The organism is Kribbella sp. NBC_00709 (assembly GCF_036226565.1).
Lineage (GTDB): Bacteria > Actinomycetota > Actinomycetes > Propionibacteriales > Kribbellaceae > Kribbella.
The window spans coordinates 7,585,633-7,603,524 of sequence record NZ_CP108996.1 but is presented as its reverse complement, the minus strand read 5'-3'; the positions used below and the strand labels follow the sequence as shown (position 1 = coordinate 7,603,524).

The 17,892-nt window shown below is 68.3% G+C and carries 16 protein-coding genes; 14 read left to right on the top strand and 2 right to left on the bottom strand.

Features of this window, described 5'->3' with window-relative positions; all coding sequences use genetic code 11:
* Positions 1-186: 186 nt before the first annotated feature.
* From OHA18_RS37170 to OHA18_RS37155, 4 genes are all read left to right on the top strand, one after another.
* Positions 187-1,668 (top strand): sensor histidine kinase, encoded by a 1,482-nt coding sequence (locus tag OHA18_RS37170; RefSeq protein WP_329000057.1) that lies wholly within the window; start codon positions 187-189, stop codon positions 1,666-1,668.
* Positions 1,669-1,752: 84 nt separating this feature from the next.
* Positions 1,753-2,118, top strand: coding sequence for a response regulator (locus tag OHA18_RS37165; RefSeq protein WP_329000056.1), 366 nt, complete (start codon positions 1,753-1,755; stop codon positions 2,116-2,118).
* A gap of 15 nt (positions 2,119-2,133) precedes the next feature.
* The gene (locus OHA18_RS37160; protein ID WP_329000055.1) at positions 2,134-2,817 is read left to right on the top strand and encodes a response regulator transcription factor; all 684 of its coding nucleotides are present in this window, start codon (positions 2,134-2,136) and stop codon (positions 2,815-2,817) included.
* 137 nt (positions 2,818-2,954) lie between these two features.
* On the top strand, positions 2,955-4,583 hold the full coding sequence (locus tag OHA18_RS37155; RefSeq protein ID WP_329000054.1) for a glycoside hydrolase family 13 protein: 1,629 nt from the start codon (positions 2,955-2,957) through the stop codon (positions 4,581-4,583).
* Between the two features lie 448 nt (positions 4,584-5,031).
* Here the strand turns inward: OHA18_RS37155 and OHA18_RS37150 are convergent, their stop codons facing one another.
* Entirely contained in the window at positions 5,032-5,919 is an 888-nt protein-coding gene (locus OHA18_RS37150) for a helix-turn-helix transcriptional regulator (protein WP_329000053.1), read from the bottom strand.
* Positions 5,920-6,019: 100 nt separating this feature from the next.
* Between OHA18_RS37150 and OHA18_RS37145 the strand changes: the two genes are divergently transcribed.
* Positions 6,020-6,802, top strand: a complete 783-nt coding sequence (locus OHA18_RS37145) for an SDR family NAD(P)-dependent oxidoreductase (protein ID WP_329000052.1) — start codon at positions 6,020-6,022, stop codon at positions 6,800-6,802.
* A gap of 301 nt (positions 6,803-7,103) precedes the next feature.
* On the opposite strand, the gene OHA18_RS37140 is transcribed toward OHA18_RS37145, so the two are convergent.
* Positions 7,104-10,862, bottom strand: a complete 3,759-nt coding sequence (locus OHA18_RS37140; protein WP_329000051.1) for a S8 family serine peptidase — start codon at positions 10,860-10,862, stop codon at positions 7,104-7,106.
* 763 nt (positions 10,863-11,625) lie between these two features.
* Here OHA18_RS37140 and OHA18_RS43450 point away from each other — a divergent pair.
* The 9 genes from OHA18_RS43450 to OHA18_RS37100 all read left to right on the top strand — a co-directional run bounded on the left by OHA18_RS43450 (position 11,626) and on the right by OHA18_RS37100 (position 17,845).
* Positions 11,626-11,940 (top strand): PadR family transcriptional regulator, encoded by a 315-nt coding sequence (locus OHA18_RS43450; RefSeq protein ID WP_442914354.1) that lies wholly within the window; start codon positions 11,626-11,628, stop codon positions 11,938-11,940.
* Positions 11,900-12,883 (top strand): ABC transporter ATP-binding protein, encoded by a 984-nt coding sequence (locus OHA18_RS37135; protein WP_329000050.1) that lies wholly within the window; start codon positions 11,900-11,902, stop codon positions 12,881-12,883. Before OHA18_RS43450 ends, OHA18_RS37135 begins: the two co-directional genes overlap by 41 nt.
* A complete protein-coding gene (locus OHA18_RS37130; protein ID WP_329000049.1) occupies positions 12,880-13,788 on the top strand; it encodes an ABC transporter permease subunit in 909 nt (302 codons plus the stop codon). Before OHA18_RS37135 ends, OHA18_RS37130 begins: the two co-directional genes overlap by 4 nt.
* Entirely contained in the window at positions 13,785-14,684 is a 900-nt protein-coding gene (locus OHA18_RS37125; RefSeq protein WP_329000048.1) for a hypothetical protein, read from the top strand. Before OHA18_RS37130 ends, OHA18_RS37125 begins: the two co-directional genes overlap by 4 nt.
* Before the next feature lie 78 nt (positions 14,685-14,762).
* A complete protein-coding gene (locus OHA18_RS37120) occupies positions 14,763-15,092 on the top strand; it encodes an MmcQ/YjbR family DNA-binding protein (protein ID WP_329000047.1) in 330 nt (109 codons plus the stop codon).
* A 183-nt stretch (positions 15,093-15,275) separates the two neighbouring features.
* Positions 15,276-15,710 (top strand): hypothetical protein, encoded by a 435-nt coding sequence (locus OHA18_RS37115; RefSeq protein WP_329000046.1) that lies wholly within the window; start codon positions 15,276-15,278, stop codon positions 15,708-15,710.
* Between the two features lie 57 nt (positions 15,711-15,767).
* Positions 15,768-16,124, top strand: coding sequence for an ester cyclase (locus tag OHA18_RS37110; protein WP_329000045.1), 357 nt, complete (start codon positions 15,768-15,770; stop codon positions 16,122-16,124).
* A 295-nt stretch (positions 16,125-16,419) separates the two neighbouring features.
* Positions 16,420-17,577: an alpha-amylase family glycosyl hydrolase gene (locus OHA18_RS37105; protein ID WP_329000044.1), complete on the top strand. Its 1,158-nt coding sequence runs from the start codon at positions 16,420-16,422 to the stop codon at positions 17,575-17,577.
* A 109-nt stretch (positions 17,578-17,686) separates the two neighbouring features.
* Positions 17,687-17,845, top strand: a complete 159-nt coding sequence (locus OHA18_RS37100) for a hypothetical protein (protein ID WP_329000043.1) — start codon at positions 17,687-17,689, stop codon at positions 17,843-17,845.
* Positions 17,846-17,892 lie beyond the last annotated feature (47 nt).

The following is a 17,892-nucleotide window of genomic DNA, read 5'->3' as shown; positions in this document are numbered from 1 at the left end:
CTAACGTGATCAATGAAAGCCCAGCGCTGACGATGTCCGCGCCGAGACTGCGCACTACGGCGTAGCGGAGTAGGACGTGGTGTGAGGCTAGCTGCTGGCAGGCATCCCTTCACCCCTAGGACGATGCAGTGGTCGTCAGTGTCGGGGCCTATCGGTTAGCGTTCGTCCAGGGGAAAGTGTGGTGGGATGGAGCGTCGCCGGACGAGCTCAGCGGTTGCCCGCAGGCTGACTGGACTGCTCGCAGCCGGCCTGCTGGTCGCTGCCGTGACCGGGCTCATCAAGCTCGGCGAGCCCCACGTCCCGACACTCAGCCTGCTGGTGCTCTATCTGCTCGCGGTACTGCCCATCGCGATCTTCTGGGGTACGCCACTCGCCGTCGTCACGGCCGTGCTCAGCGTGTGGGCGTACGCGTACTTTTTCGTCAGCCCGCTGCACTCCCTCCTGCTTGCCGACGCCCAGAACGCGATCGGCTTGAGTGTGTTTCTCGTGACGGCGGTGGTCGTGGGCGAGCTTGCGGCTCGGCTGCGGCGGGCGGCGCTGCAGGCCCGACGGCTGTCGAACGAACAATCCGCGCTCCGGCGGGTCGCCACTCAGGTGGCTCAAGGGGTGGCGCCGAGTGTCCTGTTCACAGCCGTGACCGAAGAGGTGGGGCGACTCTGCGACGCCGATCTCGCGCGGATGGAGCGATACGAACCGGACGGGACGGTCACCGGTGTCGCGGCCTGGACCCGGGTGCCCGCCCATCTGGCCGTCGGTGAGCGGTTCGATCTCGACGGCCTCAGCATCGCCCGTGAGGTACGCCGCCGCGCCGGACCGGTCCGGCTGGACAGCTTCGCCGGTGCATCAGGCGCGATCGCGCAGGAGGCGCAGACCCTCGGAATCCGTTCCTCGATCGGCTGCCCGGTCACCGTGGGCGGCCGGCTCTGGGGTGTTGTTGCCGCCTCCAAGACCAACGACATACCCTTCCCGGCCGCGACCGAGGCACAGATCGCGGGCTTCACCGAGCTCGTCGCCACCGCGATCGAGAACGCGGAGGCCCGGGCCGAACTGATGGCATCGCGCGCCCGCGTGGTGGTCACCGCCGACCGGACGCGCCGCCAGATCGAGCGCAATCTGCATGACGGCGCACAGCAGCGGCTTGTCTCACTCGCGCTCCGGCTGCAGACAGCGCAGACGAAAGTGCCGCCTGAGTTGTCCGAGCTCACCGCGGAGCTGGACCAGGTCCATGGCGGACTGACCGACGCCCTGGACGAGCTCCGCGAGACGGCGCGCGGAATCCACCCGGCGATCCTCGCCGAGGGCGGCCTCAGTCCGGCACTGAAGTCGCTGAGCCGCCGGTCGACGATCCCCATCCGCCTGACGCTCCGTGCGCAGCCGCGCCTGTCGGAGCGGCTCGAGGCGAGCGCCTACTACTTCGTGTCCGAGGCTCTGACCAACGCGGCGAAACACTCGCACGCTTCGCTGGTCGTGGTCACCACCGACATCACCGATGACGCGCTCCGCGTCGAGATCCGCGACAACGGACAAGGCGGCGCGGACTTCAGCCGGGGCACCGGGCTGCTCGGCCTCCGCGACCGGGTGGAAGCACTGGGCGGCCGGCTGAACCTCGACAGTCCCCGCGGCGCCGGAACCACCTTGACCGCTGAGTTCCCGCTGACTGGCGGCTGACGTCCGCCGGAGCCAACGTTCGATTGCACAGAGAGTCGCGTTAGCTGGAATGCGCCGGGGCCTCCGTCGCGTGATTCTGGAGCCATGGGGTTGCGCTGCTTCATCGTCGACGACAGCACTGACTTCCTCGACGCCGCCCGGTCCCGCCTCGAAAGTGACGGGGTCACCGTGGTCGGAGTCGCCTCGACGATCGACGAGGCGCTGGCGCGACTGGACGGCGCCGAGCCCGACGTCGTACTCGTCGATGTGAACCTCGGCAGCGAGAGCGGTCTCGACCTGGCCCGGCGGATCCAGACCGAGACGACTGTGGACCCCGCGCAGGTCGTGCTGATCTCCACCCACGCGGCGGAGGACCTGATCGATCTCGTGGAGAGCGTGCCGGCCGCGGCTCTGCTGTCCAAGACGGCGTTGTCGGGTGTCGCTCTTCGCCGGATCCTCGACGACAGGTAGGTCTACCGTGGGGAGATGACGATCGACTCGGCCGTCGATGGCGGTGTGACACGCACCCGCGTCGTCCTGGCCGAAGACGACGTACTCCTGCGCCAGGGGCTGGCCAGCCTCCTCGAGCAGGCGGGGTTCGAGGTCGTCGGACAGACCGGTGACAGTGTGTGGATCCTCCCGCTCGTGCGGGACCTTTCGCCCGACCTGGTCGTGGTGGACATCCGGATGCCACCGACGCACAGCACCGAAGGGCTGGACGCTGCCCGGGAGATTCGGCGCGAGTTCCCAGCCACCGGGATCCTCGTCCTGTCGGCCCACGCCGAGGTCGAGCACGCCATGGAGCTGCTCGCGTCCGGCCAGCGGATCGGCTACCTCCTCAAGAGCCGTGTGACGGATGTGGGCGACTTCATCGAGACGATGGAGCGGATCCTCAGAGGTGGCTCAGTGATGGACCCTGCCCTGGTCCAGGAACTGGTCAACGCCCGCCGGGACGGCGACCCGCTCGCCGAGCTCAGTCCACGAGAGCACGAAGTGCTCGCACTGATGGCCGAGGGTCGCTCCAACTCGGGCATCGCACGCCGGCTGTGGGTGACCGAAGCGACGGTGGAGAAGCATGTCCGGCATGTCTTCACCAAGCTGCGCCTCCCCGAGACCAGCGACGACCATCGCCGGGTGCTGGCTGTGGTCCGGTATCTCGACGCCCACTGAGTACCGGTCAGCCAGACCCACGATTCCGGTTAGCGGGTAGCCCGTCTGGACGCTGGCCTTGCTGACGCCTGCCCTCCGATGGCGGATCGTAGTGACGAGATCAACGGCCTGGGGAACGACCAGAGGGACCGATCGCGATGTTCACGACAAGGCCCCGGCCCGGAGCCGACTGGTGGCGGACCGCCGTCATCTACCAGGTCTACCTGCGCAGCTTCCACGACTCCGACGGCGACGGTGTCGGTGATCTGGCCGGCGTCCGCGCGAAGCTCCCGTACCTGCGGGCCCTGGGAGTGGACGGCATCTGGCTCAACCCGTTCTACCCCTCACCGCAGCACGACCACGGGTACGACGTCTCCGACTACTTCTCGGTCGATCCCCGCTACGGCACGCTCGACGGTTTCGACCGTCTGGTTGACGACGCGCACCGGCACGACATCAAGGTCCTCATCGACCTTGTCCCGAACCACTGCTCGACCGAGCATCCCTGGTTCGCCGCGGCGCTGGCAGCGGGCCCGGGGAGCCCTGAGCGCGAGCGGTTCCACTTCGCCGACGGCCGGGGCGAGGAACCGCCCAACAACTGGCGCTCCGTCTTCGGCGGCCCGGCCTGGCAACAGGTTCCCGACGGCCAGTGGTACCTGCACAGCTTCGCGCCGGAGCAGGCCGACTTCAACTGGCGCCACCCCGACGTGGCGGCGTACTTCGAGCAGGTACTGCGATTCTGGCTCGAGCGCGGCGTCGACGGCGTCCGAATCGACGTGGCGCACGGGTTGCACAAGGCGGCCGGCCTGCCGGACCACGGGCAGGCGATCGACGACGAGCTCACCGGCGATCCGCTCAACCCGCACGCGTGGAACCAGCCCGAGGTGCACGACGTCTGGCGCCGTTGGCGGCAGATCGCCGATGGATACTCGGCCTTCACCGGCCGCGAACGCGTGCTGATCGGCGAGGTCGGCGTACTGGATACCCGGCAACTCGCGCTGTACCAGCGGCCGGACGAACTGCATCAGACCTTCTACTTCGAGTTCCTGCGCGCGCACTGGGACGCGCAGATTCTCTCCGACGTCGTCGACCGCGGGCTGGGCACGATCCAGGAAGCCGGCTCCTCGGTCGCCTGGGTGCTGAACAACCACGACATGCCGAGATCCGTGACCCGCTACGGCGGTGGGGCCCCAGGCGCACACGCCGGGGACGTCGATCTCGGGACCGCACGTGCGCGGGCGAGTGCGCTGCTGATGCTCGCGCTGCCGGGAGCGGCGTACCTCTATCAAGGCGAGGAGCTCGGTCTGCCCGAGGTCACGGATCTGCCGGACAGTGTGCTGACCGATCCGATGTTCCACCGCAGCAACGGGGCGCGGCGGGGCCGGGACGGCTGCCGGATTCCCTTGCCCTGGTCGGCCGGCCAGGACGCTTTCGGCTTCTCCTGGTCAGATCCCTGGTTGCCGCAGCCTGACTGGTTCGCCACGCATGCTGTGGACCACCAGCTGGGCTGGGGCGAATCGATGCTGCACCTGTACCGCGATGCACTCGGTGTGCGCCGGCGGCTTCCGGCACTGGCTTCGAACGACTTCGATTGGCTGGCGACCGAACCCGGCGTACTGGCCTTCACCCGCGGCGACGGTTTCTGCTGCGTCGTCAATTGCTCGTCGAGAGTGGTCGCTCTGCCGTTCGACGGCGAACTACTGCTCGCGAGTCACCAGGAAGCGGGCGACAAACTCTCGCCCAACAGCGCGGCGTGGTACCTACTGTCGTCGCCGACCCCCACCTAGCAGGCGGGCCTGGCGTCTTGAGAACCCCTCCAACACCTCGGCGCCAGGCCCGCCCTTCCAAGGAGTTCCGATGCGACAGATTCGGATAGCCAAAGTCGTTCGCAGAAAAGACAGACGGTACGACGACGACGCTGTGCTCCCGCTCGACGCCAGGGACCCGGACATCGTCCGAGCCAAGCAAGCCCATCTCAGACGTGCGGGGTTGGCCGGCAAATGAGCTCCTGGGTGGGGTCTGACTCGTGATCACCGGGAAGCCCGTCACCTGCAGGCGATCGACCGGACCGGCTGCCATCAGCGCCCGGACCCCAGTTCCGACCAGCGGATCGGCGAGTTCTGGTAACCCACCGCGCCACCTCCAACGCCCCCCGTGCACCAACCAGTGAGTGGTGCGAATGAGTGGATCACCGGCATCACCCTGCTCGTCGACGGCGGCACCCACCTGCGCGGTCTACCGGACCACGCCGATTTCCTCCTGCCCACCACGAACTGACCGCCCGGTCACCTTCGACCAGGTTTCGTCGTCCACCGGGGTGTAGGTGGCGAGCTTGATCGCCGAACGCTCCCCGAACGACAGTTGCGTGTAGTCCAGCGTCAGCAAGCCGACGTCGGGGTGCAGGAAACGCTTCGTGAAATTCTCCGGGCCACGCACCGCGTGCTGTCCCCACAAGCGCTCGAAATCCGCCGACTCCTGCCCCAACCGGCTGACCAGCGACTTCCACCCGGACTCGGCGGCGTGTTCCGCCATGCCGGACCGGAACCGGCCGACCAGACGCGCGGCGGCGTCCTCCCAATCGAGCACGGTGGTCCGCCATCTCGGGGAGGTGAACATCAGCACGAGCCAGTTGCGATCCTCGAACGACAGATCGCCTATACCCCCAACCAGCCACTCATAGGTGCGGTTGTAGGCGAGCAGGTCGAAGCGGGCGTTGATCAGCGCGGCCGGAATGGGCTCGAGCTGCCGCATCATCACCAGCAGGGCCCTAGGGATGTCTGCGGAGTCGTGCTCCCGTGGCGCAGGATGCCCAGCCAGCGTGTAGAGGTGGGCCCGCTCGTACTGATCGAGCCGCAACGTCCTCGCGATCGCCGCGAGCACCGGCTCGGAGACTGTGATGTCGCGGCCTTGCTCCAGCCACGTGTACCAGGTCACCCCCATTCCTGCGAGGTGCGCGACCTCCTCCCGGCGCAACCCCGGCGTCCGCCGGCGACCCGTGCGAGGCAGCCCGGCCTGCTCCGGAGAGATCCGTTCGCGCCTGCTGCGCAGGAACGACGTCAGCTCCCGCCGCCTGGCCTGCTCATCGGTCGGCTCCGCCGGCCGCGCCTCCCGGGACATCGTCATGCCTCCACTCTGCCAGTACGCCCCGCCTGGTACCAGGTGGTGGTTATACCCCCATAAACACACTCTGGTACCCCCATAAATCGCGTCGCAGAGTGGAGCCATGGAGCAAATCCCGGAAAGAACCACCACCACTCTGACCACGACGGTCGCCCTGGTCACGGGCGCCAGCAGCGGCATCGGCGAGGCCACTGCCCGCCAGCTTGCCGCCCAGGGCGCCGCCGTCGTGCTCGTCGCCCGCCGCCAGGACCGCCTCGACACACTGGCCAAGGAAATCGTTGCGGCCGGCGGCCAGGCGGTCGCGCTGGCCGCCGACCTCACCGACGCCGACGCAGCGGCTGACGCCGTCGCCACCACCATCGAGCGGCTCGGCCGCCTGGACACCCTCGTCAACGCCGCCGGCGTCATGCTCACCGGCGACTCCGCCGCATCCCCGCTGACCGAGTGGCAGCAAATGGTCGACATCAATCTCAACGGGCTGCTCTACCTCACCAAGGCCGCCCTGCCACACCTCGTCGAAGCCGCCGCCACCAGCCCGCGCCAGGTCGCCGACGTGGTCAACATCAGCTCCATCGCCGGCCGCTGGGTGATCCCCAACGCGGCCGTGTACAACGCCACCAAGTTCGGCGTCACCGCCGCCACGGAAGCCTGGCGCCAGGAATACGCCCGGCGCAGCGTCCGCTTCTCTGTCGTCGAACCAGGCCTCGTACAGACCGAACTCCTCAGCCACCAGCAAGCCGCCGTCCACGAGCGCATGGTGGCCAGGTTCGCTGATGTCGAACAGCTGCACGCCGACGACATCGCCGAAGCCGTCGCTTACATCGTCACCAGCCCCCGCCGCCGAGCCGTAGCCGAGATCGTCATCCGCCCCACCGACCAGGTCTGAGCGAGGTCGTTACTCGTGGGCGTCCGGGGGTTCTGTGAGCTCGGCAGCCACGTCACACTCGTATCCACTGAGTTCGGCGGGGCGGACGAGTCCTGACTCGGAGCGCGGTCCCGGTCATACCGCAGACATTAGCCAGATCGACCGACCCGATGAGGCCGAGCCTCAGCCGCCCCACTCGCCTGTCTACAAGGCCAGAACTCCCGAGGCTGTTCATGGCGGTCGCACTGGACCTGTCTGTGGCGCTCTCGCCGACCGGCTGAGGAAGTGCGGGCGACCGGCGGTCCGCCGCCCGCACGCCGCTTTATCTGAGCCCGAAGGCCCGGACGATTGTCTGGCTGATGCCGCCGCCGTTGCGCTGCTTGGCGGTGACCCGCACCGACACCTGCCCGGCCCGCGGCGGCGCCTGCAGCCGCGTCTCCCAGCTGCCCTTGCTCTCCTTCAGCTGCAGGCGTTGCCAGGTCGCCCCGTCGTCGTACGAGACCTCCAGCCCGACCGAGACCACCGCGTCCTGCCGGGCACTGCTGCCCAGCACCACCGGCTTGACGGCGAAGACCGAGTTCCGCTTCGCCCGCCCTACGGCGTCGACGTCCACGCCGTAGTCGAGCTGGGCCAGCGGCAGCGGCTGGTTCTCCGCCTCCCCGGACGTGAAGGTCCACTCGGTGTGCGTGCTCGTCGAGTACGGCGTCAGCTCGGCGTTCCCGACGGTGTCGGCCACCAACCGGTACGGCCGCTTCTCCGGCGCCAGGTCGCCCACGCCGAAGTCCGGCCGCGGGCCGTTCCCGACCAGCTTCTCCTCGCCCTGGTACAGCGCGAAGCTCCGCGTCATCAGGGAGTCGCCGCTGTGCGCGGACCCGCCGTCACCGAACCCGGCGATCATGCCGCCCATCGCGTTGCCGACCCGGTGCGGGAGCTCGAACTCGAGCATCCGCGGCCGCACGATCGGACCGAACCACCGCTGGCTCTGCACGCTGCGCGGCTGGTAGCTCGTGATGTCCGTGAACGTCGCCCAGCCGTTGATCGCGGCGTACTGCTGCCACTTCGCGCCCGCCGACACCCAGTCCGTCCGGTGCCCCACCGCGGGCTTCGCCGGGAACCGCGGTACCCGGATCGACCCGAACACGGCGTACGGGAACGAGGCCGGCCAGTACTCGTACGCCGGGCTGTCCTCGCGGCTCTCCAGGACCTGCTGCCCGTTCGGGGGAGCGAAGTCGTTCTCGATCCTGGCGAGGCTGCCGGGGTCCGTGGCCGCGGACGGGTCGTCCGGCACCTTGCCCTGGTGGTAGTCGACCAGGTCGTACAGGTACGACGGCACCGGGTTGGCCGCGACGGTCAGCTCGGTCGGACGCGTGGCGAGCTTCTTGATCAAGGCCTCGCCGTCGTCGAGGGTGAGCGACGCCGTCGGGATCGGGCCGAGGGTCTGGCCGTCGGCTCCGCCGTACCAGTCGTTGTAGCGGCCGACGCCGTCGTTGACCACGAGCAGCATGGCCGCGCCGGCGGCGTGCGCCGCGGCGGCCCGGTCCGCGGGCGGTACGTCGATGCTGTTGCGGACGACGACCGCCTTGCCGCGCGCGGCCACAGCGGCGTACTCGGCGGGCGTGCCGGTGCCGGCGAAGACGGCCGTGACGCGCGTCGTGCCGGCGCGGAACGCCGGGGAGCCGGGCTGGACGAGCAGCGAGTCGTCGAGGCTGCGGCCGTCGTAGCTGATCGTCAGCGGCGTCTGTTCGGCCCGGAACCGCGTCGTCAGCACGAAGCTGCCGGTGCGGACCTTGTTCTTCGTCGGCAGCGCCCAGAAGCTGTCGTAGTCCGGCGGCGGCATGAAGATCTCGTGCAGCGCCGCCCTGTCGTCGGGCGTCGGTTGCGCCGAGGTGAAGGACCGGAACAGGTCGAACCTGCTGGTGGTGACGGTTGTCGGCTTGGGCGTGTCGACCTTGATCGGACGGCTCCGCGACGCGTCCAGGACGACGTCCCGGTCCGCGGTGAGGTCGACCTCGGGCGCGGTCAGGAAGGCCAGGCCGAGCGAGTGCGGGCCGTTGGTGCCGGGCACGTCCAGGGTCGAGACGATCGTGTACGAGCCGGGCGCCCACCGGCTGGTGAGCTTGCCATCCGTTGCCCACAACATCGTGGACTTCCCGTCCGCTCCGGTGACCTCGACCTCGCCGCTGACCGGCTTGCCGGTCTGGTCCTTCAGGTGGACGGTGAGGTTGTACTTCTTGGGCTCGACGGCCAGCCCGACGGCCGTGTGCACGGTGCCGGTCGAGGAACTCGCGATGACCTGGGCGGCGTACTGGCCGGCAGCCAGTCCGTTCGGGTCCGCTGTGAAGCCGACCGCGGCTGTGCCCCTCGCGGGCACTGTCACCTGGGTCGCGGCGAGACGGAAGATCCCGGCGTGGTCGGTGGACAGCCGCAGCGTGAGCGGCTTGTCCGTGGTGTTGAGGTAGCTGATCTGGCGCTTGACGGGCGTCCGGGTCGGCTTCGGCGACCACGGGACGAGCCCGGCGTCGACCGATCCGCTGGCGATGAGCTGGCCGTGCAGCGAGGCCGCCGCGACGTCGACGCGTCCGGTCCCCGCCTGGTAGGGCGTGTACGCGGGCGTCAGCTTGCTGGTGCTCATCAGCGCATCCTTGAGCTGCTGCCCGGTCCAGTCCGGGTGCTGAGCAGCGAGCAGGACGGCCGCGCCGGCGGCGTGCGGAGCCGCCATCGACGTACCGCTGTCGGTCCGGTAGTAGCCCTCGCCGCCGTCGTTCATGTACTGCGACCGCGCGGCCAGGACGTCGACGCCGGGGGCGGTCAGGTCGGGCTTGAGGCCGTCGTCCATCAGCCGCGGGCCGACGCTGGAGAAGTCGGCCAGCTGGTCCGAACCGTCCACCGCGCCGACGGTCAGGGCGGCGTCCGCGGTACCCGGTGAGCTGACGCTGTACGGACTGCTCCCCGAGTTGCCCGCGGCGATCACGAACAGGGCACCGGTCTCGGCGCTCAGCTCGTTCACGGCCTGACTCAGCGGATCGTCCTGGGTGTGCCAGGCCGCCGTCCCCAGGCTCATGTTGATCACCTTGGCGTGCTCGGTCCGCGTCGCCCACTCCATCCCGGCGATGATGCCGGAGATCGGGCCGGAGCCGCTGTCGCCGAGCACCTTGCCCACAATCAGATCGGCATCCGGTGCGACGCCACGCTCCTTGCTGTCCGATGCCGCGCCGGTGCCGGCGACGGTCGACGCTGTGTGCGTGCCGTGACCGTTGCGGTCGACGATGTCCTCACCGGCCACGAAGCTCTTGGTCGCGACGATCCGCGGTGCCAGGTCCGGGTGCCCCGGGTCTACTCCGGAGTCCAGCACCGCGACCCGCACGCCCTTGCCGGTCACGCCCGCCGCCCACGCCGCGGGCGCGCCGATCTGTGCGGTGGTGTCCGCGAGCATCGTCCGCGCCTTGCTGTCGAGCCAGACCTTGCCGATCCCCGCCGCGAACGAGGGCGCCGCGGCGGTGCTCGCCTTCGCCCGCAGGTCGCTCTGCCCGGTCAGCGCCGACCAGACCGCGGCCGCTTCCGCCTTCTCGGCCTTGACGGCCGCGCCGTCGACCGACGGCAGGTCGAGCGTCGTGGTCGTGCCCGGCAGCGCCGAGCGGCGCGTGGACTTGGCGGCCACGCCGGGCGAGCCGGTGACGACCAGCGGGAGATCCTTGCTCCGGGCGTCGTCGTACCCCTGGGCCACCAGCTCGCTGACATTGAACAGCTGCTTGTCGAGCTGCCCGGTCGCCAGGTAGGGCATCGCGGCCCCGGGGTAGACGAACGTGTCGCCGTTCTCGACGCTGACCCGTACCGGTCCGGTCGACCGCGGCGCGCGTTCGACGGCCTGCACCGACACGGCGCGGCCGGGACCGGGCGCGGCCGTGACCTTGTCGCCGGTGATGAGCGTGAGCTCGAGAGGTGTCCCTCCTGCCGCGGCCGCGCTGCCGGCGGTGGGGAGTGGTGGGGGAGGTTCGGCGCCGGCCGTCGTCGGAGTGGCAAGACCGACGACCAGGAGAAAGGCGGCGCCCGGCACGAGCAGCCGGCGGGCGGAAGAACGCATGGTGTCCTCTCGGTGTTCTGGAGTGACCGAATCTGATCAGCACCGGGGCTGGGTGTAAACGAACTGCCCGTTTTCGCCAGAATCCGGGATTTTGGCAAGAATGGGCACGCAGGTTGCCCGACTGCAGTTCCAGACATATACGCAGTTGCTGCGGTTGTTCTCGTCGTTCTAGCTCTGCCGGCGTGTGGGAATGACGTAGCGCCAACCTCTGGGGTAAGCGGGGCGACGACCACCACTCGTTCGACGGCGCCTCGGGATGCGGTTCCGACGCAGATCCCGTCAGGTCCTGCGACTCCGGCGTTTCTCGACCGGGCGCGCGCTGCCGAGCCTGCCGCGCCGCCTGGGCTCGACCAGAGACTGGATCCCAGCCTGCTGCCGGTCGGATGGCTCACCGGGGTCGACGGCCGCACGCTCACCTTCATCCTCCAGCACGGGAAGTGTGACCCCGATCTTCGAGCCCATGTCGTCGAATCCAAGGACATGGTGGTCATCGGCGGCAGCCACAGCCCGGTGCGGGGCGGCTGTGACGACGTCGGTCTCAGCACACCAGCGACTGTCACCCTGGCCGAGCCCCTCGGAGACCGAGCCGTCATCAGCGCCGCCACGGGCGCGAGACTCACCCTCTACCCCCACCTCAAGTAGAGCCGCCTCCACAGCCTCGGTGCCGGCGTGGCCCCGGCTCAGACGGCCACCCGCGTCGTCCGACCCCTCAGCAAGTTCTGAACCCTAGGCGGAACAAGTCGAGCTATGTAGAGTTCTGAAGGTGACCAAGGTGAGGCGGCCATCACCGCAGACGACGAAGGTTCTTTCGGCGTTGGCAGCGCAGCCCGAGCGGTGGCGTTACGGTTATGAGCTCTGTTCCGAGTTGGCCATGAACTCAGGCTCCCTCTATCCGATCTTGTTGCGGCTGTCGGAGCGAGGGCTGCTGGGGGCGATGTGGGAGTCTGACGCCGAACCCGGCCGACCGCCCCGGCACCTGTATCGGTTGACCGACGACGGCATGGCGTACGCACAGGCATGGGCATCGGTGTCGGCAGTTGCGCCGTCGCGAGTTCGGCTTCGTCCTCAGGGCGCCTGACGTGTCGGCCGCAGCGCAAGCAGGTGCGGGCGCTGTCGACGGACGGATTGTGGTGTCGGGCCTGTCGAAGCAGTACCGGAAGGTGCGAGCGGTCGACGACCTGTCGTTCGTGGTGGAACCGGGTCGGGTCACGGGATTCCTTGGTCCGAACGGAGCGGGCAAGACGACGACGTTGCGGATGGTGCTGGGTCTGGTGAGGCCGACCGCCGGCAGTGCGACGATCGGTGGGATGCGGTACGCCGGCCTGCGCAATCCGCTCAGCGTCGTGGGTGCGGTGCTGGAGGCGAGCAGCGCGCATCGAGGTCGTAGTGGGCGCAACCATCTACGGGTCATCTGCGCCACTGCCGGCGTCCCGGATGCCCGGGTCGATGAGGTCCTGGCGATGGCTGGATTGTCGTCGGCCGCCAGACGAGCGTTCCGGGGGTATTCGCTGGGTATGCGGCAACGGCTCGCGATCGCGGCGGCGATGATCGGCGATCCCCGCGTTCTCGTTCTCGACGAGCCCGCCAACGGTCTGGACCCGGAGGGCATCAAGTGGATGCGCGGGTTTCTCAAGGGCTTGGCGGCGGATGGCCGGACGATCGTGGTTTCCAGCCACCTGCTGGCCGAGATGGAGGTGCTCGCGGATGATCTCGTCATCATCGCGGCCGGAAAGCTGGTCGCCCAGGGCACGGTGCAGGACATCTTGTCGTTGTCGCGGGCAACTGCGGCGGTCTATGTGCGGACGCCGAACGCGCCCGAGTTGACGGCTGCTGTTGTCGCGCGCGGCGGCGTGGTCACGTCCACCGACGACGGCCGGCTGAAGATCACTGGCGTGGCGGCGTCGATCGTCGGAGCCGCGGCGTCGGCCGGCGGAGCCGAGGTCCACGATCTCAGCACGAGTCGGGCCGACCTCGAAGCTGTGTTCCTCGACCTGACCGGCACCCGCGCGGCGATGCGATGACGGTCCTCGCCGGCGCGGCTGCCGCGAACGCCGCTCAACCGAGACCGAAGTCGCTGATGCTGCCTCAGTTGCGAGGCGAATGGCGCAAGACGACCACCACCAAGACATGGTGGCTGTTCGCCCTTGCGGTGGTGGTGACGACTGGGCTTGGCCTCGTCCTCAGCGTCGGTACCACCGATGACGCGCTACACCACGGCGGCAAGGGCGCCCCGCCCCAGGGTTTCGCGGACGTGAGTCAGGCACCGGCTCGCCTCGTCGCGACGTTCGCAGCCGACATCTTCACGTCCGGCAAGTTGTTCGGCGGCATGTTCGCCACCCTGATGGCGGTGCTGCTGATCACCAACGAATATCACCATCAGACCGCGACCACGACTTTCCTGGCCGCGCCTCGCCGGACCGCGGTGGTCGTCGCCAAGTTCGCCATGGCGATGATCGCCGCGGTCGCGATCTGGGCCCTGTCCACGGCGATCGATATCGCCGTCGGCCTGTACTACTTCTCCACCCAGGACCTCGGCAGCCAACTCGGATCATGGACAGTCGACCAGGCGATCCTGGTCAACCTGATGACCTTCGCGCTCTGGGGCGTCTTCGGCATCGGTGCCGGAGTCTTGCTGCGCAGCCAGACCCCCGCCACCGTCATCACTGTCCTACTGCACACCGTCGGCGCGTACGGCGTACTCGCCGTCGTCGCACTGATCCGCACCTACGTCTATCAGCACGACAGTGTCTACGCGTGGGTCGTCCTCTACCCGGCGTATGCCGCCCAGATCGCGGCTGATCCACACTCGGCGAACCTCCCCGGCGGCACCCACGTGTGGTGGGTCGGCGCACTTGTGATGCTGGCGTACGGCATCGTGATGGCCACGGTCGGCACGCTGATTCTGCAAAGGCGCGACGTTTCATGATGATCGGCCTGCTGACCGTTGCGGCGCTTCTCGGCCTGTGCGTCGTGATCTGGATCGTCCGGGCCGTCCACCGTGACGACGACACCGCGAGAAGCCTGCTCACCTTCGCCTGCAACGGATTGCCAACGGGCCGAGCCGCGTGGGGGCAGGCGATGCTCGCCGAGCTCGGATGCATCGAGGGAGAGTCCGCCCGCTGGCTCTTCGCGCTCGGTGGGGTCCGGGCGGCCGTCGCCGCCCGCACTGTCGGCCGACTGCGGACCCTGCCCGGCCTGGCATCCGTCCTCGCCGGCGTGCTGACCTGTGCCGGCCTGACTGCGGCGGCGCTCATCAGCCATCCGGATCTTCGTACCAGTCCGAAGATCCGCCCGTTCCTGATCGTGGCGGTTGTCGTGCTCACCAGCTACGCCGCACTGGCCGTAGCTCGCGCCAGTGATGCACACCCGACCGCCCGCTCGGCTCGTCGCCTCGGCCTGCTCACCGGCGCCGCCCTTGCCGTACCCTGGTTCGTTTTCGCCGCCGGATGGTGGAACCTGCACGGCGCGCCGCTCATCCTTGTCATCGCGACCCCGCTCGTGGCTGGTGTCGCCGCCACTCGCTCGACCGGCAGCACACACGCCGGCGTCTCGACGGCCACCTGGGCCGGCTTGGTCGCCGGAATCGCCGTATTCGTCGCGGTCGCGATCGACGGATTCGCCACCGCGGATGGCCCGTACGACGCCGGCCAGCTGTCCGAATACGCGCACAGCGGCTACTCCAGCTCCAGCGCCTACTGGATGGGCGAAGACCTCGCGGAGTCCCTCCTCCTGCTGATGATCATTCCGTGTCTCACGATCTCGTTGGGCATCGCCGGCGCTGCGATCGCGAACCTGCGAGGCCCGCACCACCCCCACCGGTGAGCTCAGTCCTCGCTGACGGCCGCCGTACGCATCCGACGAGCCAGGTTCCTCTTCATGGTGTTGTGAGAGATTGGGTGAATGGCGACGTGGCGGGATGTCGAGCGGATTGCCGGGGGACTGGCCGGAGCGAGGCCTGGGCATGCGCATGAGGGTTCGCCGACGTTCGACGTCGGGCGGCATCCGTTCGCCAGATTGCGGTGGGACGATGCGGGGCGGGAAGTTCTGCAGTTCTGGAGTCTCGACCTGGATTCCCGCGACGTGCTCGCTGACCGCTCCGACGTCTTCTTCGCGGTGCACACGTTCAAGGTCAAGGTGTCGGTCTGTGCGTGGCTCGACCGTCTCGAGGAAGACGAACTGGCCGAGATCCTGACCGATTCCTGGCTGGCGAGGCGCGGCGTCCGGACCTGATGACTGCCATCAGGCAGCCGCGCGGCCAGTGATCAAACGGACCTGATCGTCCAGGATGCGGTTGTTACGGCGTCGAAGTACACATCAATCCAACGGCGTTCAACGCGCTGGAAGCAATCATCACCGATGCCCAAGGCGAGGTCGGCCCGGCAGAGACCGGCGGCCACCTGCTCGAGCAGTTAGATGACGCCTGCGGCGATCGGCGCCAGACACCTGACCGACGAGGAGCTGCGTGGGGTCGATGCGTACTGGCGGGCGGCGAACTACGTGTCCGTCGGGCAGATCTACCTGCTCGCCAACCCGCTTCTCCGTGAGCCGCTGCGGCCGGAGCACATCAAGCCCCGGCTGCTCGGCCACTGGGGTACGGCGCCGGGCCTGAACCTGATCTACGCCCATTTCAACCGGCTGATCAGGCAGCGCGACCGCGACGTGCTGTTCGTCACCGGGCCCGGCCACGGTGGCCCGGTTCGCGACGGCGCCGTACTGCCGATCCTGGATCTGAACGGCTACAAGATTGCGAACCCGGCGGTGCCGGCGCGGATCGACTTCTTCAGTGAACAACTCAGCACCAACGCCCGTAGCGTCGTGATCTGTCATCTCCGTTCGACACTCTTCTGAACGGCCCTGAAGCCATCGACCGGTGATCGGAACCTGTCGATGGGGTACCGGTGAGGTATGGAGCGCGGAGAACTGGAAGAGTTCTATCGGCGGTATCTGCAGCGTTGCAACGAGCACCGGTTCGACGACCTGGGGGAGTTCGTCGACGACGAGGTCGAGGTGAACGGTGCGCCTCACGACGTACGCCGTTACGCTGCGGGCCTGCGCACCGTCGTACAGGAGTATCCGGACTTCCACTGGGATCTGCGGCACCTGCTGATCGACGGTCGCTGGCTGAGCGTGCACCTGGTCGACACCTACACCACGCCGGCCGGACGGACCGCGAACCTGCAGGAACTCGCGATGTACCACGTGAACGACGGCCGGATCGTCCAGGTCTGGGGCGACCTGGACCACGCCCGCCTGGCCAGATAGTCCCAACGGACCGCGGGACGGCACGAGTCGTGATGACCGCATTGCGGCGGGTCCCGAAGCGGTCTGCGACTGCGCCGGAGTCATCCTGACCCGCCGGGCAAAACGGAGTAAGCCGAGGAGTGCGGCAGTCGCGGCGCAGCCATCCTGCTCCGCGACGACGTCCGAGTCAGCAACGCCAAGGTCGTCTTCGACTTCGTCGCCAAGGGAGGTCAGCAGCGTCCGCTCGAGCTCGGCGACCATCGGCTCGCGGCAGCCAGGGACGTGTGTGCGGTCTTCGGCTGGGCACCGGACGTTCATGCGGCTCACGGAGACGGCGGATGTCTGGTGGAAGAATGCGGTGATCTACTGCCTCGATGTCGAGACCTTCTTCGACACCGACGGCGACGGTGTAGGTGATCTGCGTGGGGTCGGCCAACGGATCGACCATCTGGCCGATCTGGGCGTGACGTGCCTGTGGCTGATGCCCTTCTATCCGAGTCCGGACCGCGACGACGGATATGACATCACCGACTTTTACGGCGTCGATCCGCGGCTGGGCACCCACGGCGACCTGGTAGAGCTGATCACCCTCGCGGCGGATCGGGGGATCCGGGTGATCGCGGACCTGGTCGTCAACCACACCTCGAACGCACATCCGTGGTTCCAGAGCGCCCGCGCCTCGCGGGAGTCGCCGTACCGAGGTTGGTACGTCTGGCGGGACGAGCCGCCTGCGGACCAGCACGAAGGCATCGTCTTCCCGGACCAGGAGACGAGCCTGTGGGAGTACGACGACGAAGCGGGCCAGTACTACCTGCACCGCTTCTACAAGTACCAGCCGGATCTCGACATCGCGAACGCCGAGGTGCGCGAGGAGATCCAGCGCGTGATTGGCTTCTGGCTGCAACTCGGGTTGTCCGGCTTCCGCGTCGACGCCGTTCCGTTCCTGCTCGACACGACCGGGGCCGAGGACGCCGGCAAGCTCCCGGATCCGCACGACTACCTGCGCGATCTGAGGGCGTTCGTGGATCGGCGCCACGGACAGTCGATCTTGCTCGGCGAGGTCAATCTGCAGTATCCCGACGTCCACCGTTTCTTCGGTGACGAGGACGGCGACGAGCTCACGATGTGCTTCGACTTCATCGCAATGCAGCGGCTCTACCTGTCCCTGGCCCGCAACGATCCGGCCGAGTTGGTGAAGGCATTGCGCCAACGCCCACCGACCGCCGAGGAGAGCCAGTGGGGGACGTTCGTGCGCAACCACGACGAGCTGACCCTGGACAAGCTGTCCGACGGCGAGCGTCAAGAGGTGTTCGACGCGTTCGGACCGGACAAGGACATGCAGCTCTACGGTCGCGGTCTGCGCCGTGACGGCACCACCGAGCTGGCCGAGAACGGCTCGCTGTCGCTGCAGCTGGAACCGTACGCGTCCCGCTGGCTACGCATCGTCGGTCCGGACGACCGTTACATCATCTGAACCGGGCGTCGCCAGGTGTGTAATGGTCGGCTCTCGGTCAGCCTGCCGGGGAGCGGAGTCGGAGTTCGGGGAGGATCTCGGTGCGGTAGAGGTTCATCATGTCGACGGTGTGTGGTCCGATGTTGGCGACGTACACCTGGTCGAACCCGGCCTCGAGGTACGGCGTGAAGGCGTCGAGGTGGACGTCGGCCTTGGGGCCGCAAGCAACGGATTGCGCGGTGGATTCCTTGGTGACCAGTTGGCTGGCCTGCTCGAAGTGCCGGGGTAACCACCACGACCTGTGCCACCTGATCCTCCTTCAGCTCACTTTCCAGG